The sequence below is a fragment of the Sutcliffiella horikoshii genome (assembly GCF_020524325.1).
GTDB classification, from domain to species: Bacteria; Bacillota; Bacilli; order Bacillales; family Bacillaceae_I; genus Sutcliffiella_A; species Sutcliffiella_A horikoshii_D.
In genome coordinates this window covers 23,727-45,329 of sequence record NZ_JAIVKY010000005.1, presented here as the reverse complement: position 1 = coordinate 45,329, position 21,603 = coordinate 23,727, and the positions used below count along the sequence as shown (strand labels likewise).

Genomic DNA, 21,603 nt, shown 5'->3' with positions numbered 1-21,603 from the left:
ATAATACTATCCTTTTCAAAAATTGTATAGGGAATTTTCTGTAAAGTGCAACATTGTCTAACTTTATACATTGTAAGGATTCTCACTTTCGGCACAGGATATTCCTTTACCTCAAGTTAATGTTAAATTTGACGACTTTTGAAATCGAACTTCTATTTTGGTGCCTCTATTAACTTCACTTGTTACGTTTATCGTTCCATGGTGATTTTTAATGATATTAAACGTAATCATCAATCCCAAGCCAGTTCCAGTTGTTTTGGTAGTAAAAAATGGTTCACCAAGCCTCTTGATGACATCTTCGGATATGCCTGTCCCTTCATCCCGAAGCGTAATGAGTACTTCGTCACCAGAATCCTCTGTATCAATATAAATAGTTCCTCCACTTGGCATAGCTTCTATTCCATTTTTAATTAAATTGATAAACACCTGTTTCATCTGATTTTCGTCGCAATTTATGATTGGAGAATTTGCCTTTAATTTCAAATCAAACCATACATTGTTCATGATTGCCTGTGTTTCTAAAAGGGTCGTCACATCCTTAAGCAAGGATTGAACGGAAACCGGATGAACATATACTTGGTGCGGTTTTGCAAGCAAAAGTAACTCACTAAGAATAAGTTCAATTCTGCTTAGTTCCGACTCAATAATGTCAAAGTACTCTTTCTTTTCTTCCATCTCCCTTTCTAGGAGTTTGAAAAAGCCCTTTATAGCCGTAAGAGGATTGCGGATTTCATGCGCAATACCGGCAGCCAACTGACCTGCGACGGTAAGCTTTTCCGATTGCAGCATCAACACTTCTGCTTGCTTCCGTTCAGTTATGTCACGGATAATGACTTGCATGGCGTCTTTTCCTAGATATGTCGTTGGTATACCAACGAGCTCGGTATGAATGGCATTCCCTTTCATCGTCTTCCATTCTTGTTCAAATGTCGGCAATTTCGTTCCATTTTGTTGTTCATGCACTTCTTGCCATATTTTTTCGAAATCTTCTTTAGGAAGATTGTCATATATGCTTTTCCCAAATATCTCCCCATAATTTTCGACTTCAAGCATTTTTAGTCCGGATTCATTAATAAATGTCCATTTTTCTTCACAAATTACGCCGATTGTATCAATTGAATTTTGCACCAGCTTTCGAAACCGTTCTCGACTGTTTTGCAAAATTTTATGAAAGCTCTTTCGATGCGAAATATCCACCAGCATGACAAAAGAAGCAGGTTTCCCCTGGAAAGTAGTATAATTTGAAGTAATCTCCACATCGATGGCCCGGCCGTCAAACCTCTTCCATCGTTGTTCCATTTGGCCCACTCGGTATCCTTCTTGAACTGACTTGATTCTTTTTTTCACAATTTCATGGTAATTTTCTTCTATGTATTCATAAACAGAGGTTTCGAGAATTTGTTCTTTCTGGCATGCCCCAAGCATAGATATCCCTGCTTCATTAACATACTTAATAACTCCATTAACGAAAATGAACACCCCGTTCGGGAGGTATTCGATAAGGTCATAGGCAGAATAATCCTCGTCTACTTGCAGTTCTTGATTTTTTCTTCTTTCGCTAGTAGGCATATTGATGGCCGTCCCTCTATCTTGGTTAGTGGAATTCTGATAATCCGCTGTTGGGGAGAGCATTAAAATGATTTCTTTTTCTTCTCCTGTAGATGATTTGACTTCAGACAGTACCGCTTCCATCCAAACAAGAGCTCCATCCTTCCTTTTCATGCGAAAATAACAGTGAGTTTGATGGGAGGGCTGGTAGATTAAGCTCTCTATTAAATATAGGTCTTCCGAATTAATCCAGTTCTCTAGCCTCGTATCTATCAAGTCTTTCTTGGCATATCCTAATAACGCTTGGCATGTGGAAGAGACATATTGTATATCTCCTTCATCGGAAACGACAATGATAAGCTGGATCTTAGAAATGGATTCAACAGATTGTGCGTTCTCCTTCTTTAACAAAGAGTCAGGGGTACTCATTACACGTTCCTCCCTTCGTAATCTATCGTGATCTTTTATCTATCAGCATACTTTTATATAAGCAATCGTCCTTAACTTCCAATATCCCCTATTATACTACAAATTTCTTTATTTTTCTAAATATTATAACTAATTACCCTAGTTCTTTCCTTCAAAATAATAGATTCCCTCCTAACCACCTCCTAATCTACCAACACACAAAAGAAACCTGTATAATAGGGGAATAAAAAAGAGAAAGAAAGAATAAAAGAAAAAAATTAAGAAAAGGGGTCAGACCCCAGGAGGTATTTACACATGAATAGAGAATTACATAAGGTTGCTTTTGTTGGTACGGGTGTGATGGGCAGTAGTATGGCTGGGCATTTGTTGGACCAGGGGTTTGAGGTAAGTGTGTATACGCGGACGCGGGAGAAGGCTGAGGGGTTGGTGTCGCGCGGTGCGGTGTGGAAGGCCAGTGCTGGTGAGGCAGCTCGCGGTGCGGATGTTGTGATCACCATGGTCGGTTACCCTAAAGATGTGGAAGAAATTTATATGGGAGACAACGGCATAATAACCAATGCTGAAAAAGGTACATATCTGATTGATATGACCACCTCCACTCCGACACTTGCCAAACAAATTCACCTGCAAGCAAAGGAACGCGGCTTACATAGCTTGGATGCCCCTGTTTCTGGTGGCGATATAGGAGCACGGGAAGCTCGCCTAACAATAATGGTCGGCGGTGACAAAGAAGCTTTCCAAGCATGCCAGCCTATCTTTCAAACATTAGGAACAAATGTCATTTATCAAGGTGAAGCAGGAGCCGGACAGCACACGAAAATGTGCAACCAGATTGCAATTGCCACTAACATGATTGGTGTTTGCGAGGCTTTGGCTTACGCAGAGACAGCAGGACTTGATCCTGAAGATGTCCTAAAAAGTATTTCGAGCGGAGCGGCCGGAAGCTGGTCTCTATCAAATCTAGCTCCTCGCATTATCGCAGGAAACTATGAACCTGGCTTTTTCGTTAAACATTTCATTAAAGATATGGAAATCGCTCTTGATGAAGCGGACAAAATGGGACTTGAAGTTCCAGGTCTCTCCTTGGCCCGTGAAATGTATGTGAAGCTTTCTGCAAGTGGAGAGGAAAATAGCGGAACGCAAGCACTTTATAAGCTTTTTCAAAAACATCCAGCTGAATAAAACAAAAAGGGGACTGCATTCAAAAACTGCAGTCCCCTTTATTTTCGCATCACCTGTTAAGCATACTTCTACCCCTTAAAAACTCCAATAGACAATGCACGGCCACCCTACTCGTCATGTCTCGGAAATCAATCGTTGGATCTATTTCGACAATGTCCAACCCGCATACCGAGTGCTCTTTCCCTAACAAGAAGATAGCTTCAAGAAGTTGCTCACTTGTCATTCCACCAGGTCCGATCGCAGGACAACCTGGGGCATAAGCCTGATCTAGAACATCGATATCAATGGAAAGATAAATATGCTCCACCTTATCTTTTAAATATTCAACAGTCTCACGAATAACCTCCACAATCCCCTGTTTCTTTACATCAGCCATCGTATAAACCTTGATGCCATTTTCCATTGCATATTGATGATAGTAGGCACTGTTCGAGTAGTTTCGAATTCCCACTTGAACGAGATGCTCGCCTTTTAACACACCAGCCTCAAGGAGCCTGCGAAAAGGAGTCCCATTCGTTGGGCCGCCGTCTTCTGTGTTCCTTAAGTCATGATGAGCATCAAATTGAATGACGCCAATTTCACCAGATTTCACTTCATTCATTGCCTTCAAAGTTGAATAGGAGATAGAATGATCGCCACCGATGAAAAGGGGGATGCACTCTTTATTTTCCCTTAAAATAGTCGTTACCGTCTCTTCAATCCTCCGATAAGATTCCTTTATATCTGTTGCATGCATATGAATATCCCCGGCATCCAAAAGCACCGTCGAATCTCTTAAATCCACCTCTACTTCCACAGCATAAGTGGAGTAGGATTGCATGAGTTTCCTGACAACGCCGGGAGTAAAACTCGCTCCGGAATGACTAATGGAGGGTTTGGAAAGAGGGACGCCTATAATGGTCGTCCCACCGAGTTTCTTCTCCCCGTCCCAAAGTTGCAAAAGCTCAGTTGCCTTTGGATAATGTCTGTCTACAAAGGGAGGAGCGCCGGAAGTTTGCAAAAAGGGCGGTTTACTCAAGAAAAGCTCCCCCTTTTGCCACTTTCTCCCCTTTTAAAAATACACTGTGCACATGATTTACACCGTAATGATATGGAACGTACTGATAATTAGGCGCATCCCAGATGACCACATCTGCTTGACGGCCAATTTGAAGTCTTCCGCTAACTTCCTCCTTATGAATGGCTTTTGCAGAGTTGACTGTAACTGCATTCCAGATCTCTTCACAAGTCATTTTCAGCTTTAACATGGCCAGGTTCATAATAAATTGGATGTTCTCTGTTGGCGAACTACCCGGATTGAAATCCGTTGCAAGGGCCACTGCTCCGCCCCCGTCAATCATTCCGCGCGCATTTGCATAGGTTTCTTTGTTTAAATAAAAGGTCGTTCCAGGTAAAAGAACCGCAATCGTATCGGAAGAACCGAACATATGGACCGCTTCATCTGACGCTGCAATGAGATGGTCAGCAGATGCAGCTCCAAGTACCATGGCAAGCTCTGTTCCTCCTAAAGAAACAATTTCATCAGCATGGATCTTCACCGCAAATCCCGCTTCTTTTGCTTTTATTAAATAGTCCTTCGATTGTTCTATCGTAAAGACACCTTCTTCACAGAAAATGTCCACAAACTCTGCCAAATTTTCTTCTTTTAGCGTGGAAAATAAATCTGCCATTTCTTCTAAGAATCGATCGGAATCCGCCTCAAAATCCTTTGGGATTGCATGGGCACCCAAGAAAGTCGATGCCATAGTCATGGGATACTTATTCTGGAGTTCCTTGACCACTCTTAATTGTTTCAGTTCGGTTTCCGAGTTTAATCCGTAGCCACTTTTCGCCTCAACTGCAGTCACTCCATAACTGAGAATACGTTTTAGATGGAACTCGGCTTTTTCCAAAAGTTCTTCAAAACTTGCTTCTTGTGTCGCTTTAACAGTCGAATGGATGCCTCCACCTTGTTTCAAAATTTCTAGATACGGGACACCTTGTTGTTTTAACGCGATTTCATGTTCCCTGGACCCACCAAAAACAAGGTGGGTATGAGGGTCTACGAGTCCTGGTGTCACAAGCTTTCCTTTGCAATCTATCACATTGTCGCATGGTAAATTCTTCGCTTCTTCCGTGGTGCCAATAAACGTAATTACTCCGTTCTTCCAGCCGATAGCTCCATCTTCTATATGCGGAAGAACTTTCATTTGCTCGCCTTTCACCATTTCTGTTTCATGATCCATCGTAAGTAGTTGCCCGCAGTTGATCAGTAAAGTATCCAATTGCAAGGTTTACTCACTCTCCTTTAGTAAAGGAATGTGCACGCCTTTTTCTTTGGCCACTTTCTTTGCAAGGTCATAGCCTGCATCCGCATGTCTAACTACACCCATTCCAGGGTCTGAAGTCAGCACTCGCTCCAACCGCTTTCCAGCTGCTTCAGTTCCATCAGCAACGATGACCATACCAGCGTGAAGGGAGTACCCCATACCAACACCTCCACCGTGGTGAACAGAAACCCAGCTCGCACCATTCACACCATTGATCAAGGCATTCAGAATCGGCCAATCAGCTACCGCATCGCTTCCATCGAGCATTGCTTCTGTCTCACGATTAGGAGATGCTACAGATCCACAGTCCAGATGATCACGACCGATAACGATTGGTGCAGATAATTCCCCACTTGCAACCATTTCATTGATAATTTTTCCGAAACGGGCACGTTCGCCATAACCGAGCCAGCAGATTCTTGAAGGCAACCCTTGGAATGCTACTTTCTCTCTTGCCATCTTGATCCAATTGCAAAGATGCTTGTTATCGGAAAACTCTCTTAAGATAACTTCGTCTGTTTTATAAATATCTTCTGGATCACCCGATAGTGCTACCCAACGGAAAGGTCCTTTCCCTTCGCAAAATTGTGGACGGATGAATGCTGGAACAAATCCAGGAAAATCAAAAGCATTTTCCACTCCCTCATCAAGAGCTACTTGGCGGATGTTGTTACCGTAATCAAAGGTGATAGCACCTTTTAGTTGCAGTTGAAGCATTGCTTTCACATGCTCTGCCATGCTTTCTTTTGCCAGCTTCACATATTGTGCCGGTTCTTCTTTTCTGAGTTTTGCGGCTTCTTCAAGTTTCATTCCAATCGGAATATAACCGTTCAATGGATCATGTGCAGAAGTTTGGTCTGTTAAAAGGTCCGGTGTAAATCCTCTTTCAACCAGCTGCGGAAGGATCTCGGCAGCATTTCCTAAAAGTCCGATAGATAAAGGTTTTCCTAGTTTCTTGTATTCCTCCGCTTTTTCAATGGCTTCGTCTACAGTTTTGACCTTCACGTCGCAATATCTCGTTTCAATGCGGCGGTCAATACGATGTTCATCCACTTCAATGGCAATACACACCCCGCCGTTCATGGTAACAGCAAGGGGCTGTGCACCACCCATACCTCCAAGTCCAGCCGTAACAGTAATTGTGCCCTTCAGTGTATTGTTAAAGGATTGTTTTGCTGCTTCCGCAAACGTTTCATAAGTCCCCTGTAAAATACCTTGAGTGCCAATATAAATCCAAGATCCTGCAGTCATTTGGCCATACATCATCAGTCCTTTTTGATCTAACTCATGGAAATGGTCCCAATTTGCCCATTTTGGCACTAGATTGGAGTTTGCCAATAATACACGTGGCGCATCTGCATGACTGCGGAACACTGCAACCGGCTTACCTGATTGAACAAGTAATGTTTCATCTTCTTCCAAGTTTTTAAGAGATTCCACAATGGCATCAAAGCTCTCCCAGTTTCTCGCTGCTTTCCCGATTCCGCCGTACACCACCAACTCTTCTGGAATTTCTGCCACTTCCGGGTCTAAATTGTTCATCAACATACGCAATGCAGCCTCCTGCACCCACCCCTTCGTATTTAACTCACTGCCCCTTGGAGCACGAATAACCTTCACCATTTCCTTTTCCATATCCATTCATCCCCTTTGATAGAATCATAAATTTTTGGTTTTTGATAATGTTACAGAATTGTTGCGTGAATATTAAATTTCTGAGGGGGGTCAGACCCCCCTAGGAATTTCACGCTCTACATAGAACGCTGCCCTCATCCTTCATCCACGCGGCCAAAGCTTCGATGTCTTTGGAGAAGATGCGGTCTTCGGTGATGCTTGGGACGATGGTGCGTCCTTCTTGGTACCATTTTTGCATGAGTGGTGCGGATAGGAAGACTCCGCGGAATTCAAGGGCTTGCATCGCACACATCCATTCGATGGCAAGTACCCTTCGTACATTGGCCACTATTTGATAGGCATGCCTTGCACCAATCGTTCCCATACTCACATGATCCTCTTGGTTGGCAGAGGACGGAATGGAATCTACACTTGCCGGATGCGCCAACGTCTTATTCTCAGAAACTAGTGATGCCGCACAATATTGCATAATCATCGCACCTGACTGAAGGCCTGGCTTTGGACTTAAGAAAGGGGGCAAATCATTCAGCTGTGGATTAACCAACCGTTCGATTCTGCGCTCTGAAATATTTGCAAGTTCCGCAACACCAAGCTTCAGAAAATCCATCGCAAAGGCAATAGGCTGGCCGTGGAAATTGCCTCCAGAAATAACCTTGCCTCCATCATCGAAAATCAATGGATTGTCTGTCGCCGCATTGATCTCTATTTCCAGCTTTTCTTTTACATAACCCAGCACCTGCCAAGACGCCCCATGCACTTGTGGAATGCACCTTAATGAATAGGCATCCTGTACACGCTTCTCTCCCTGCCTTGTCACAAGCTTGCTTCCATCCAACAACTTCCGGAACCGCTCCGCGACTTCCACTTGCTCCTTGTACCCGCGAACACTGTGGACATCATGGTCCAGTGCATCCACAATCCCCTCAAGCCCTTCAAAGGTCATCGCTGCAATTGATTCCGCTTGAAAAGCCATCTTCTCCGCTTCTAGGTATGCGACTACCCCTACAGCCGTCATTGCCTGTGTACCATTTATTAATGCAAGACCTTCTTTAGCTTTCAATTCAATCGGGGTAATCCCTTTTTCCGCTAGAACACTTGCAGTATCTCGTCTTTTCCCTTCATAAAAGACCTCACCCTCGCCAAGCAAGGTCAATACTAAATGGGATAACGGTGCAAGATCTCCGCTTGCTCCAAGCGAACCTTGTTGTGGAACAACAGGATGTATTCTCTCATTTACATATTGTAAAAGCCGTTCAATAACTATTGGACGGACACCGGAATAGCCTTTCAAAAGGGCATTGGCACGTAATACCAACATCGCACGGCCTATCACCTCAGCAAATGCATCACCCACTCCACAGGCATGAGAGTGAATGAGATTTCGTTGCAAATCTGCCGTCTCATCAAATGGAATCAACACATCGCTGAATTTCCCAAAACCAGTTGTAATCCCATAAACCACTTCCCCCTTATGCACAATATTCTCTACCGCTGCCCGACTAGCGACTACCTTCACCATTGCATCCTTACACGCGTCTACTTGATCATTTTTAAATAAAATTCCATTCAATTTTTCAAGCGTCAACGATTCTCCGTTTAATGTAATCATTGCGACTCTCCCCTTTTCCCGCTGTTTCTCCATAGACGGTTTCCTCCTTTTCCCACACAAAAAGAGGCCATACTTCGACCATGTAATATGTTCAAAGTACAGCCCCCTATTTATCAGCAACTATGGGCAAAAATATTTAAATGTGATTGATTCCGAGACCGATAGTTTCATGCTCCGATCCCCTGACAGGAGCGCCAATCGTCCCATACAGCGCAACTGCAATCCAGTCGCCTTCTTCTAGATCTTCATAAGGATTTCCCCTTACGACGGCAAAACGCAATCCTACGGTTCTCATAACAGACCCGAGTTGTACTTGACCGCGTGTCACTCCACTTAGGGCATCCATGATGGCATGATATAGTGCATGTGTTTCCCGGTAACCATCGGATTTGATGATACCTTCCCGCTTGGCGGCAGTTTCAATGGCTGCTACCACTTTTTGCGAATCCATGGAACCGACTTTCCCCATACAGCTTATCCATTGTGGCGGTGTTGCCACCGGAAATTCTTCCTGGTCGCCGTTCATCGCAAGAAGTATTGCATATTTGCCAATTCGTCGATCTATCGCTAGTACCATATGCATTACCTCAATACTAAAAATTTTCTAATAACTAATGTCTACCTCAAGTGTAAATTTGTCCGTGCCTTTCTGTCAAGGAGTTTCTTCTTTTATATTTCTTGAAACTCCTTGGACATCATATAATATTGCAAACCCTTTGTGGACGCTAATGCCTGTTCCTTCTTTTCCTTAGCGAGCGTATAGTTTTTGCGACTTAGCGCAAGCTCCGTATCGATGGCAAACTTCATCCAATCTTTTCTCACTTCGCCTCTAAGCTCTTCCGCCTTCTTGTAATCTTTTTCTGCTACTGCAATTCCAGCCGTTATATACGTCTTAATTTCCGGCTGATCGACTTTTACAACTTGCTCTTTCGCCTTTGTGTAATTGCCGACTCTTAAGTAATACTGAGCCCAAAAAACTGCGGTCTTTTTCCCCTTCCACTTCCGTTCAAGCTCCTCCAACTCTTTTTTGGCACCAGTCAGGTTCCCATCGGCCAATTCTAAAACAAACCCATAGTACGGCTCATGACGCTTTTTTTCTAAATATTTTTCTATTTTCTCCACATCCCGGGATAAAAACATATATTTAACATCCCTGTAGGATAAGGCGATAAATGCTAAAACCAGGAGGCCAACAAAGATCCAAAAGTTAAATTGGACATTCAAAACGCCCAAGATTATGCCTATTGCAAATCCTCCAAGTATTAACAACAATAAATTCTTCATAACTCCCTAGCTTCCCTTCTCTCTAACAATAACCAGAATATTATATAGATTTGACCATCCCGCCATCCACTAAAAACGAGCTACCCGTCATATAGCTGTTTGCATCTGACACAAGAAATGTTACTACTTTGGCAAATTCCTCCGGCTCACCGTAACGACCAAGCGGTATTCCCGTTTTTACTTTCTCTTCCATCTCCGTTTTCGTGATACCCTGTTTCTCTGCATTGACTTCATCCAAAAACGCCACTCTGTCTGTAGCAATTCTACCCGGTGCGACCGTATTAATTAAAATATTATCTCCCGCAAGTTCACTAGCCAGCGTCTTGGTCAATCCAACAATACCTGTGCGGAATGTATTGGATAAAAGTAAACCAGGAATTGGTTCCTTGATGGAGGAAGATGCGATATTGATAATTTTCCCTCCGTTTTTCTTTAGGTGAGGAAGTGCTTCCCGGATGGTTCTAATATAACTTAATAGATTTAATTCAAAAGCCTGCTGCCATTGCTCATCTGTTATCTGTTCAAAGGAGCCGGCAGGAGGACCTCCAGCATTGTTCACCAAAATGTCTAGTTGACCATATGTATCCACCGCATGTTGAACGGCACGTTTAATTTGAGTAGGGTCTGTTATATCCGTTGGAATATAAGTAGCTTGACCACCTTCTTTTCCAGCTAATTCACGTTGAACATCAGCTAACTTTTCCTCATTTCTGCTCGCAAGAACAACATTGACACCTTCACCAATGAGAGAAGAGGCAATCGCCCTTCCAAGACCTTGACTAGAAGCCAAAACTAAAGCCGTTTTTCCTTTAAGGTTCATATCCACCAAACTCCACGCCCTTCCTTCCATAATACTTCTATTATACCGTTTACTATTTGCGTTGTAACGAATGAAACCCTAAGAAAAAACAGCCACACTCTGATGGCTGCTTCCCCTAAAAACTATAAACACTCACTCTCTACAATCCCAATCAAATCCTTAAGCATGGCAACGGATGGTTCCAAACTTAGCGAATAGATTCGTTGGGTCCCTTTTTGCTCAATTTCCACCAATTTATTATCACGTAAAATTTTCAGGTGGTGGGAAATGGCTGGCCTTGAAAGCCTGGATGTTTCTGCGATTTCTGTTACAGTCAACGCTTCTTTTTCTGCCAATAGCAGAATTATATCCTGTCTTGCTTCATCCGCCAGTACTTGGAATAACGGGATACAATCTCGAAATGTTTGGATCGCTTTATCATTCATAAAAAATACTCCTTCATCGTCCACTTCATCTTTTCCCCATTATACCAAGAAAGTAGAAGAATTGGGACATTCATACCCCAACACATTAATTTAGTGGAATTCTATGTTCCTTTTTTTCAAAAAAATAATCATTGGAGATTTGAGTGGCTTGTATCATTAGTTGTGTTTCATCAGCATCTATATCCACGTTTATCAATTCTATTTGACTGTTAACTTTCTGTCGATCATACCAATCATAGTCAGGTATATTGTATACATTCATCCTTTGTCCGTTATCATCAAAAAACTCCCAATGGAAGGTCCGAGATTTATAATTTTGTGTTCGTTGACCTGTAATTAGCACGTTGGTCAGTTCACCTTCCTGCCTTTTTACAGAAAGCTCATCCAATGTGTATCCATCTAGATCAATATCCAATGGTTGCTTCATTGTTTCATCCAGCGGAACGGTAAGAGAATAAAACCCCGGTTCATGATAGTAAATGGCCTTAATTTCTGCAAACAGCTCTTCATCCCCTGTACCTACACCTTTAATTCCCATTAAGTCCTGATCAGCGTAAACATTTGAAAAATCAATTTGACTTATGGAACTCAAATTATTTAGAGACGGATAACCGATAGGAATCAGGTACTCATTTTCATTATTGACCAGTACCACAGAGGCAAACACATCGTGATAACTCATAAAAAACTGTTCATCATACTTCTGATTTGTCCGTTTCAAATTCGTATCAATTCGTTTAATTTCCTCTTCCTTCAGCCTTACATCATATTTCAATCTGCTGCCATACTTTCCTTTCTCTATAGAAAGGATTTCAAGTTCAATTTTATCATCAACAACTATTATTTCATTCAATTCCAGCACTTCAACTTCTCCCATTGCTTTATCATATTCTATTGGAACCTCAATCTCCCAATCTCCTCCCCTACTTTCCAACATATGGAATCGGATGATAAGCGTAAAGTTATCCGGCAGTGCTGTTTCGTTCAGTGCTCTTACATAAAAATTTGCATCGACTAAACTTTCCTGGCTTGCTCCGGTATCTCCCATAAGACTATCCTTCGCGGAGGTAGCCTCCATCGGATACGTTTTACCTTCTTCATCTACGGCATAAACGGTATACCTGTCAACTCCACCTGCACCAGATTCCTTTTTATAGCTTGAAACTTCATAGTGAACCACCATATGCAAGGGATCTACATCAACGCCTGTTATTTCAACAGTTATATCATTGTCCTCTGCTGTATAAGTCCCCTCTGCCCACACATTATAAAAACTTCCGTACATTAGATAATTACTTGCCATTTTGGTCCAAGGGATAATAGTTGGCAGAACTACAAACCCACCAACAATTACAGCAATCATCACACCAATAACCCCGAACTGATATGCGATGCTACGTTGTTTCGGTCTCTTGACTGTATATGGCGTCAACTGTTCTAAGACCTTTACATTAAAGTCAGTATCTAGTGACGGAGCTTGTAGCACTTGCTGTAGCATGCCCTCTTCTTTCTCTATTAGATGAAGCAAATCTCTGCATACTGGGCAAAATTCCAGGTGGTCGTTCATCCGCATCTTTTTCGGACTTTCCAGTACTTCTCCCTGATAGGCAACTAGATCTTCCACACTAAAGCATGCTTCAGTAGGCTTGTCACTTCGAGAAACAAAGTTCTGCAGGATTATATTTTTCGCTTTCAAAAGATATCCAGTGAATTCTCCCAAACTATTATCGGAAAGAGCCGATTTCTGTTCATCAGTCAATTCGATGAGTAAATAATAATACAACAGGGGAACTCTCGTTTCCTTCCTTAAAGAAAGGATCTCTTCTTGCAAATGCATATAATGTGGTTTGTCAGAAAGCCAGTTTTCAATGTCATTTCCGTCCTCCAATATTGGCAACTCTTTCAGGAGAGGTATTACCTCCTGATACAACCAAAACGAGAACAGTGCCTTTTCATCATAGCTTGGTAGATTCCCAAACACTTTTACAAAGGATTTATTTGTAAATTCTTCTGCAAGTTCCAGACTACCTGATAGCCAATATCCCACTCTATAAACACTGTTCTTATATTTTTCAATGATTGGATCAAAAGCTTCCAAGTCACCAGCCAGCACTTTCTCAATATATATTTTTTCATCCATCATTCTGACTCACTGTCATTCTTCTCGCCTTTATCAAACAAAGAAAGCTTTTCCCACGTACTTTCATCGTAATGCGAATAAATGTAGTCCGCTTTTATCACCAAAGTTTCAGGAAATTCATCTTCAGTATTATGCGTGACGATATCAACATGCAGCAACTTTTTTGGACCTTCTTTTTGCATGTCTTCATAATGATACCAGCCTTCTGTTGGAATGTAATTACCAGTTTGATCGGATAGTTCCCAACCAATATCTCCACTTGCTCCCTTTTGTTGGTTCTCTCCATTTATGATTAGCGCATACTTCGTAATATTCCCTTCTCCGTCTTTAACAGGAGTTAAACTGTAATCCAATAACTTGTAGTTACTGATGTTACCCTCTAAAGGAGTAGTCTCTGTTTCTTCAAGTGGTACTTCCATAGAAAAGAATGTCGGCTCTTGAAAAGAAGCTCCCAACATTTTTATATAAAGTTCTTCCTTAGGGTTTTCTATTTTACCCTCTATTTGATGCCCCCCCATTTGTATCTGTTCCTCATTGCCAAGATAATAATTTGAAAAATATAATTCTATCGGTTTATTCGGATTATAAGGATCCATATAATTAAAGTAGATAGGCAACACCAAATGTTCTTCTTCCGTTGTTACATGCAGACCTACATGACGTCCCTGAAGTATTTCTTCCATCCTATATTCCTGATCATGTTCTTTCAGGAGCTTCCTTAATCTAGCTTTCTCTTCTTCTGTATGGTTGACTTTATACCTTATTCTGCTGCCGATTTCACTAAAGGTGGCATCCATTATTTCAACGACTGCTTTATCGTCAATGTTCATTTTTTTGTTTAGATTAACCGTCACAGCTGTATCCTCTACTTTGTCGTATCTTATCGGTATTTCTAGGTTCCATTTCCCAAGTTGTCCTTGAAGTTTTGCAAATTTTATTTCTAAATTAAATTGGTCAGGCAAGTCTTCAGGCATCTTCACAAGATAATAGGGCCTTTCTTTTCCCTGCCCTTCCTCTTTGTCATGTCTCTCGTATCTTAGATGATCTGGAAATGTTGCTTCAATAGGATATTGCTTTCCCTCTTCATCTACTATCTTGAGTGGGTTATAGTTATAAAAATCCACTTCTTCAAAAGGAAATGTCTTAGGTGGTTTTTTCCCTTCTCTACTAATCTCATAGTAAACTGCCATAAATACGGAATCGATTTCCACTTTTGTGATCTCTAACGTGATTTCTTCATCAGTTATTGCATATGTACCTTCCGTCCAAACATTATAAATGGTCCCATGCTCCATATAAGTGGAAACCATGGACGCAAGAGGCTTAAGAGTTGGTAAAATAACGACACTGAATAAAAAGATTGCTCCTAATATTCCTACTGCACTAAGTTGATATTTCCATGTGCGGTGCTTTGGTTTTGCCGGTACATAGGGGTCTAGCTTCCTCAATACTTTCTCATTAAATGATTCATTGAGTTTTGGATACTCCAACACCTTCTCTAAAGTAGATTCCTCTTGTTTAAGAAAATGTAATACTTCTCTACAATCCGGGCAGAATTCTAAATGATCATTCATCTTTTGTTCCTTTTCATCACTTACTTTCTCATCAAAATATAAAGAAAGTTCTTCCTCACTATGACAGTCGTCACCTTCGTTTTTGATATCATTTGATAAAGTGGATCGTCTGATTTGATTTAAAGAGTTGGAATAATTCTCTTCTATTTCTTCCTTGCTTTTGCCAATTAATTCGGATAGTCTAACAGGTGCGGTATCCAATAACTTGATTAGCAGGAATTGAAATTTCGCTTCTGGTGCTAAAGAATGAAGGGCTTCTTCCATCTCGATGTAATGAGGATTATGAAAGGGCAGTTTAGCATGTCTTGCACTTTCGTCAGCTCTCTTGACACCTATTATTGGAATAAATTGTTCATAAAGCCAATCAGAAAAAAACACGGAATCATTGTACTTTTCTAGGTTTTGATATACCTCAATGAAACCTTTTTCTATTAATTTTTCTGCTTCTGCTTCACTTGCAGACATTTGAAAGGCTACTGCAAAAAGCTTGTCCTTATAGCAATCAATTATTTGAAAATATTTATCTTTGTTGCCAGCTAATATCTCTTTGATTTCTATACTTTCTTCAACCAAATCCTTTTTCACCCTTTTTATGAATCTTTTGTCTTATATCTACAATTATACCATTTAAAAGGTATATTTTCAGAAAAATGAATGTATTCAAGCACATGTACATAAAAAAAGAAGCCACCATTTTCAGTAGCTCCCATTAAAATCTTCGAACAAAATCACTTTTTAGGTATATTTCTATTCTTCTTTCATCCATAGATGCTTCATGCCTTTTTGCTAAATCCTCATTTTTTCTTCCGAATAGTAATGTTAACATTGTTTTCATCCTCCATCATTCCTTTGTATTGTTCTCACTCTTAGTATAGATTTCTACGCTGTTTTCGATAACATACTGCAGAATGGTTTTGTTTCATTCTTTTACCTACAGTCATTTCCAGCTTTATACCGAATGATACTAAGTCTTGAGGAGGAGATGAGCTTGCTTAGTTATGCTCCGCTGTTGATTTCCGCAAATGGCTTCGCTTTCCTAGGGGCGCTGCTGGAACGGAAATCAACCGCATTATAAACTTTCTTATCTCTATAAAAAAGCCCACGAAAAAAAGAGATGTATCCGACTCATCTCTTTCTTCCTGGCATCAAGTTTGGGAAAGTAGCCTAATTTTAATGATAAAGGGTAAAGGGTAAAGGTTGTTCCGTTGCATCTATTCATTATGAAAAAGGGGAGTAATTCATGACATGTCAGACAAAGCAACAGCTTGTTACGGCTAAAAGTGTGAAACAACCTTACAGTAGTAATTATATTACTCAAATGTTAAATTGATTTGTTGGTAGTATTAACATTTTGTAAAACTTAAAGAACACGAACCGCCTTGACCGCTCTCGGTTTCCAATAAGTATTATAAGAAGTGAAAGCAACTCCTGTACTTGTTGCAGCATGAAGCAGCGTGTTTGAATCCGTCACGATGGAAACATGGTTGATGACACCATCTCCATCTGTATCAAAAAATACCAAGTCCCCTTTACGGATATCACTTAATGGTATTTCGTTCCCTACATTCGCTTGTTGGGCAGAAGTTCTTGGTAGATTAATCCCGTTTTCAGCAAATACTTTTACTGTATAAGAAGAACAATCGAATGCATCGGTTCGGTTTGTGGAAGCACCGTACAAGTATTTAGCACCCAAATATTTTTTTCCTGTTTCAATAATTGCATCCGCTTTCGCTTCCCATGAAGCATCATTACCAGGATTAGCAGTTACATCTCCTGGGATATTGATAACTTGACCAACATAAATACGGTTTGCATTTTGGATAGAAGGATTGGCGGACAATAAAGCATTAAGTGTTACACCATGCCTGTTTGCGACAGATGAAAGGTTATCCCCACTCTTGATTATGTATGTACTAGCCTTAGGCGCAGGGTTGCTTGGACTAGGAGTAGGTGCAACAGGTTGGATCGGTGCCGTGTTACTTGGAGCTGCCACACTTATTTTCTGGCCTATATAGATTCTGTTCACGTCTTTAATGGAGGGATTTAGCTTCAAAAGATTGGCTAAGGTAGTTTGATGTTCCCTTGCAATGATGGACAAAGAATCTCCTGCTTTAATCGTGTACGTAATAGATGTAGGTTGGCTCGGAACTGGAGCTGGGGCTGGTTGAGATGTGGAGCCACCTGCATTTAAAATTAACTTTTGACCTGGATAGATAAGATCACTGTTAAGGTTATTCCACGACTTGATATTACTAATAGAAACTTGATTGTTGCTAGCTATCTTCCATAAGGAATCACCAGATTTTACAACATAATCGGAAGCATAAGCTTGTCCAGAAAACATGATGGAAGTTACGAGAGCACCTGCCATTACTTTCTTTTTCATTATTGTTCGATTCTCCTCTTTTGTCACTTTTTTCTATGTATATTTTATAGTAGCATGAATTTTTCAACAATAATATAGAATTTTCTTCACATTTATCTTAAAAACGACAAAAAGCTTGCAGGACTATAGTCTCTACAAGCTGTCTGATGCTACACCGCTGTTGATTTCCGCAAATGGCTTCGCTTTCCTAAGGGCTGACGAGAGCCTCCTCGGCTTCGCCTGCGGAGTCACCACCTAGCGCTATCTCCCTCAGGACAAGGAAGGCTTCGACAGCGATACATCGCACGAAGAAAATGCGTAGCATTTTCGAGGAGTCTTCGCCTTTTGCTCCAATCAACCGCTAGAAATCCTCATATAACACATTCTTTGTTTATATGCCGGCAGAACGTTGGAGTCTTTTGGCTATTTCCATGAAGTCTTCTTGGGAGATTCCTGGTGCAAATTCTTCTGGGACACCTTGCAGGTCAGGCATCGGGGCACCAGGTGGAGAACCTTGGATGACTTCAAGCTTTCCGCCATCTTGTGGGTGACTTCCTTTCCAAATCATAGCTACATCCTTATAATCGTTTGGACTGAAGGTGTATAGCTTTCGATGCGCTCCTTCTGCTTCAAACTTTCTGGTCGTCTCAAACGCCTTGTTTTCCAAGCTTGGTATCGGAACAAGCTTAGTAATGTCTACTCCTGTTGCAATCTCCAAAGCTTTCGCATATGCCACCACATGCACTCCCCCACGCACGAGAAGGTAACCGATCATTTCTCTGGCAACTGGGTTGTCTGTCATCTGATATACCCTCATCTTATGGGTTCTTGCCCCGCACTCCAGAAAAAAATTATGCAACAGATCCAATATCAAGTTTCCACTGTTGAATACATTATCACCTGTCCATGCCCTGCCCATTGAATCTCCTGGAAGTGCCGTTTGAGCAGTCGCAATATACTGATACGTGTTGCGAAAGTCTTTGGTGTCCCTTAACGGCGTCGCATCCGGTGGAGCAGGATATGTAACACCTTCAAGCATCAGGTTTATCGTCGTAGTAACGAGTTCAACATGCCCAAACTCCTCTGCTGTAATGCTTGCCACCAGATCAAAAAACGGTTTTAACTTTTTCTTATTGCGAAAATTAAAGGATTGAAACATATAGTTATTGAGTGTGGACATTTCCCCAAATTTCCCGCCAAGCAATTCTTGAACAGCCGCTGCCCCATTGGGATCTGGATTTTTCGGTTTCGGCAACGGTATCAGCAATCGATTTGTACGACAGAACATCTTCTCTCACCCTCCTCTAACCAATCAAAAAGACTCTATTTACTTGTATGATTTTTCGGAATTGTCCTATAACCCACTAGAGGCTTTTATCATGGATACAGGACATTCGCCTATACACTTTGGGTGTTTGTAACATAAGGTATGTTATCAACGTTAAAAGGAGAGATGTTTAAATGGGCAAAGACGCAGGCTGTGGAGCAGGCTTCACACTTTTCATTATCTTATTTATTCTTCTTATCATCATCGGAGCGGCTTATATATATTAAACCTAAAAACCAAAACGCTTATTAAAATAGATGTTAATATAACGTAAAAAGAAGTTGATCGCAGTGGAAGGCGCAGACTCATATGGGAGGAAGGGACAGGGGAGACCTCGCAGAAGGCTCCCGGACTGCCCATGGAAAGCGAAGCGCCTGGAACGAAGATCAACCGTTAAACGCAGGCACTGATCTCCCTGCGTTTTTTTCATGAGGAATTTGTGGGTATGGAACATAATTCACAATTGATAGGTCAAGCTAAGGAGAGAGTAATGGCTGGAGGAATCTTTATGCAAGAAAAATGCTATCAACATATGGACTTACATACTAATAAAGGGCCCTTCTTTTATGCACAATCCCCTTGAGCGTTTGCTATGGAGCATAGCGCTTCCTGGATTTGGCCAATTACTCAACAAAAGATATATTAAAGGACTTACCTTTATCTTCTTAGAGTTCTTAATTAATGTTCAAGCCAACTTCAACTCTATTATCATGTATAGCTTTAATGGCGAGATTGACCGGGCAATAACAGAAGCAAATTATTTGTGGCTCATGTTTTATCCTTGTTTGTATTTTTTTGCAATGTGGGATGCTTTTAAAGATGCAGGCGGTGGGAAATCTCCTTATTCCTTTCTCCCTTTCGTTAGTTGTGCTTATTTTGTTACAGTCGGCCTTATGCTATCAGGAAAAATAAAGTTATTTGGCATACTTGTAGGTCCTGTTTGGATGCCTATGATATTTGTCATCCCTGGTTTGGCTGTCGGTTTTCTTGTGCAGGGAATACTACTTTTTTTCACTAATAGGCAAGATCAAGGAGGGTGATTATGATGAGGCATATTCTTACAAGAGATAATGTAAGGATCTTTTATCGCTTAATCGGCAAAGGACCTATTACCATACTCTTCATTCATCCACCGGGAATGGGCCATATCACATTCAAACAGCAACTTCCCTTGTCCGAAGATTTTCAACTGCTTTATGTAGATTTGAGAGGAAATGGGAAAAGTCACAAAGGAAATGTACCCATTCGGTTCTCACTTTTAGCTCGAGACCTTTATGATGCATGTCATGAATTAGGAATAGATAAGGTGTTTATATGTGGCTATTCAAACGGGGCCTCCATTGCTATGGAAATTTCAATGAGATACCCGGAATTAGTAGATGGGCTATTTTTAATCGGGGCTTTTTCTGAGGTAGATTCATTCTTGTTAGGAAGCGAATTTCTATTGGGTATACTAGCATCCAAAATGAACCTGAAACATCTGCTAGCAAATGTGATTGCAAACGCACATGCATATTCCAAGGATTTCGGTAAGGAAATGGCTAATTATTACTTACATACAGATGCAGACACCCTTCATCAAATGTACGTAGAGGGGCTTTCTTACAATTGTACGAATAGCCTTGCATCTATTAAGTGTCCGATCGTTCTTATCTATGGTCAAAGGGATTATTATGTTCATCATTATCAGTATAAATTTATGACCAGTCATCACAATACAAAGGTTGTCTACATTAGTGGGGCTAGACATCAAATACCTACTAAGCATCCTACCGTGTTAAATATGATTATGAAGAAGTTTATCCAGAATCAAATGATAGTTGAAAAAACAAAAGGGAGTCCATCAACTCCCTAGACTAGAACTATGATATAGTAGTGGTTTTATTATCATTTTTAACAGGTTTAGCGGAGTTCTGATTCATGCAATTGTGTGCGATTTTCATACGACTTAACGTGGTTTTTAGCGTATCATTTGCATCTTTTTCTTTGTCTAATTGGATATTTGTCATATCCACCATCGCTCTCACAACATTTTCAAAAGCAATACGAAGCTTTTCGTTTTGGAGGGAATTCCCGTCTTTCACAATCATTTTCACCAACTCATTAGCATAGACATTCATCTTCTCCACAGCTTCTACCTTCTGATTCATGATGTACTCCTCCTATAGAATCATTTTATTAATTAATATGAGTGAAAGCGATAAAGCATGCTTTTACATCTAATATGACCTTTGCCTATATTATTCTATGATAATTGGCTAATTCCTTCTCTTCGACAAAACAAGTCACACTTACAAAAGTTTCGACCTAATCCCTTCCCAATGGAACAAATATCTTTGCGAAAATACAACTAAAACCTCGAATTTAAAGTAGTAAAGGAGATGCAACTTTTCGAATTCCGAAGTTTTTCACGATAATACCTACTTTTTACACATAACCTATTTTCTTACAAAGTTTTTTAGACTATAATATAGGAAATTGTGAAGAGGGAGTGATAAAGATGAGACTCGTAGAACTTGCCGTAGAGAAAAAGCGTAACCAAATGATGAAGACTGCCATTAAAACTGGACTAACATCTGTTGAAACCGTTAGGCTAAGTCAAGAGCTTGATGAAATGTTAAATGTCTTTATTCCTCCGCATCTTGAAGAACAACATTCAAAATCTCTTGATTATAAGAAAAAATTATAGTTGCATCATTTTAAAAATTGAGTATAATTACATCAAACTTCTATAAATATTCATTGATGAAAAAGAGAGTAGTCTATAGATGGCAAATATAGCGAATCAGGGACGGTGGAAGCCTGATACAAGTCTATGGTATGAAGCGCACTTTTGAAATGAAAAGGGCCCATCCCCTATAACGATGATAAGCGGCTTTTCAGATTAATAGGAGAAAAGCAATTAGAGTGGTACCGCGGGCACAAGATAACAAGCTCGTCTCTTCAACATATTGAA

Annotated in this window: 19 protein-coding genes; 5 read left to right on the top strand and 14 right to left on the bottom strand. The window is 40.8% G+C overall.

Features of this window, described 5'->3' with window-relative positions; all coding sequences use genetic code 11:
- Window positions 1-111: 111 nt before the first annotated feature.
- A complete protein-coding gene (locus tag LC091_RS05070) occupies window positions 112-1,977 on the bottom strand; it encodes a PAS domain S-box protein (RefSeq protein ID WP_226680784.1) in 1,866 nt (621 codons plus the stop codon).
- A gap of 294 nt (window positions 1,978-2,271) precedes the next feature.
- Here LC091_RS05070 and LC091_RS05065 point away from each other — a divergent pair, with 294 nt between their 5' ends.
- Window positions 2,272-3,159: an NAD(P)-dependent oxidoreductase gene (locus tag LC091_RS05065; RefSeq protein WP_226680783.1), complete on the top strand. Its 888-nt coding sequence runs from the start codon at window positions 2,272-2,274 to the stop codon at window positions 3,157-3,159.
- 49 nt (window positions 3,160-3,208) lie between these two features.
- Here the strand turns inward: LC091_RS05065 and hutG are convergent, their stop codons facing one another.
- The 12 genes from hutG to LC091_RS05005 form a co-directional block, all read right to left on the bottom strand.
- Complete coding sequence (gene hutG, locus LC091_RS05060; RefSeq protein ID WP_226680782.1) at window positions 3,209-4,177, bottom strand: formimidoylglutamase; 969 nt, start codon at window positions 4,175-4,177, stop codon at window positions 3,209-3,211.
- A complete protein-coding gene (gene hutI / locus LC091_RS05055) occupies window positions 4,170-5,384 on the bottom strand; it encodes an imidazolonepropionase (RefSeq protein ID WP_226681318.1) in 1,215 nt (404 codons plus the stop codon). Before hutI ends, hutG begins: the two co-directional genes overlap by 8 nt.
- A 48-nt stretch (window positions 5,385-5,432) precedes the next feature.
- On the bottom strand, window positions 5,433-7,091 hold the full coding sequence (hutU, locus tag LC091_RS05050) for a urocanate hydratase (protein ID WP_404819668.1): 1,659 nt from the start codon (window positions 7,089-7,091) through the stop codon (window positions 5,433-5,435).
- Between the two features lie 121 nt (window positions 7,092-7,212).
- Window positions 7,213-8,712: a histidine ammonia-lyase gene (gene hutH, locus LC091_RS05045; RefSeq protein ID WP_226681317.1), complete on the bottom strand. Its 1,500-nt coding sequence runs from the start codon at window positions 8,710-8,712 to the stop codon at window positions 7,213-7,215.
- 136 nt (window positions 8,713-8,848) lie between these two features.
- Window positions 8,849-9,289: a hut operon transcriptional regulator HutP gene (hutP, locus tag LC091_RS05040; protein WP_226681316.1), complete on the bottom strand. Its 441-nt coding sequence runs from the start codon at window positions 9,287-9,289 to the stop codon at window positions 8,849-8,851.
- Window positions 9,290-9,381: 92 nt separating this feature from the next.
- The gene (locus tag LC091_RS05035; protein WP_226680780.1) at window positions 9,382-9,996 is read right to left on the bottom strand and encodes a hypothetical protein; all 615 of its coding nucleotides are present in this window, start codon (window positions 9,994-9,996) and stop codon (window positions 9,382-9,384) included.
- A gap of 40 nt (window positions 9,997-10,036) precedes the next feature.
- Window positions 10,037-10,816, bottom strand: coding sequence for an SDR family oxidoreductase (locus LC091_RS05030; protein WP_264179229.1), 780 nt, complete (start codon window positions 10,814-10,816; stop codon window positions 10,037-10,039).
- A 122-nt stretch (window positions 10,817-10,938) separates the two neighbouring features.
- Entirely contained in the window at window positions 10,939-11,241 is a 303-nt protein-coding gene (locus tag LC091_RS05025; protein ID WP_226680779.1) for an ArsR/SmtB family transcription factor, read from the bottom strand.
- 85 nt (window positions 11,242-11,326) lie between these two features.
- A complete protein-coding gene (locus LC091_RS05020) occupies window positions 11,327-13,384 on the bottom strand; it encodes a hypothetical protein (protein ID WP_226680778.1) in 2,058 nt (685 codons plus the stop codon).
- Window positions 13,381-15,540 (bottom strand): sigma factor, encoded by a 2,160-nt coding sequence (locus LC091_RS05015; RefSeq protein WP_226680777.1) that lies wholly within the window; start codon window positions 15,538-15,540, stop codon window positions 13,381-13,383. The genes LC091_RS05020 and LC091_RS05015 overlap by 4 nt, the downstream gene beginning before the upstream one ends.
- A gap of 775 nt (window positions 15,541-16,315) precedes the next feature.
- The gene (locus LC091_RS05010) at window positions 16,316-17,341 is read right to left on the bottom strand and encodes a C40 family peptidase (RefSeq protein WP_226680776.1); all 1,026 of its coding nucleotides are present in this window, start codon (window positions 17,339-17,341) and stop codon (window positions 16,316-16,318) included.
- Between the two features lie 370 nt (window positions 17,342-17,711).
- Window positions 17,712-18,608 (bottom strand): manganese catalase family protein, encoded by an 897-nt coding sequence (locus tag LC091_RS05005; protein ID WP_226680775.1) that lies wholly within the window; start codon window positions 18,606-18,608, stop codon window positions 17,712-17,714.
- 173 nt (window positions 18,609-18,781) lie between these two features.
- On the opposite strand from LC091_RS05005, the gene LC091_RS05000 reads away from it, so the two are divergent.
- From LC091_RS05000 to LC091_RS04990, 3 genes are all read left to right on the top strand, one after another.
- Window positions 18,782-18,874, top strand: coding sequence for a YjcZ family sporulation protein (locus LC091_RS05000; RefSeq protein ID WP_010192368.1), 93 nt, complete (start codon window positions 18,782-18,784; stop codon window positions 18,872-18,874).
- A 339-nt stretch (window positions 18,875-19,213) separates the two neighbouring features.
- The gene (locus tag LC091_RS04995; RefSeq protein WP_226680773.1) at window positions 19,214-19,687 is read left to right on the top strand and encodes a hypothetical protein; all 474 of its coding nucleotides are present in this window, start codon (window positions 19,214-19,216) and stop codon (window positions 19,685-19,687) included.
- A gap of 2 nt (window positions 19,688-19,689) precedes the next feature.
- Window positions 19,690-20,502 carry an alpha/beta fold hydrolase gene (locus LC091_RS04990; protein ID WP_226680771.1) on the top strand — a complete coding sequence of 271 codons (813 nt, stop codon included), beginning with the start codon at window positions 19,690-19,692 and terminating at the stop codon, window positions 20,500-20,502.
- 7 nt (window positions 20,503-20,509) lie between these two features.
- Here the strand turns inward: LC091_RS04990 and LC091_RS04985 are convergent, their stop codons facing one another.
- Window positions 20,510-20,797, bottom strand: coding sequence for a hypothetical protein (locus tag LC091_RS04985; RefSeq protein WP_226680770.1), 288 nt, complete (start codon window positions 20,795-20,797; stop codon window positions 20,510-20,512).
- A gap of 350 nt (window positions 20,798-21,147) precedes the next feature.
- Between LC091_RS04985 and LC091_RS04980 the strand changes: the two genes are divergently transcribed.
- A complete protein-coding gene (locus LC091_RS04980) occupies window positions 21,148-21,336 on the top strand; it encodes an aspartyl-phosphate phosphatase Spo0E family protein (protein WP_226680768.1) in 189 nt (62 codons plus the stop codon).
- Window positions 21,337-21,603 lie beyond the last annotated feature (267 nt).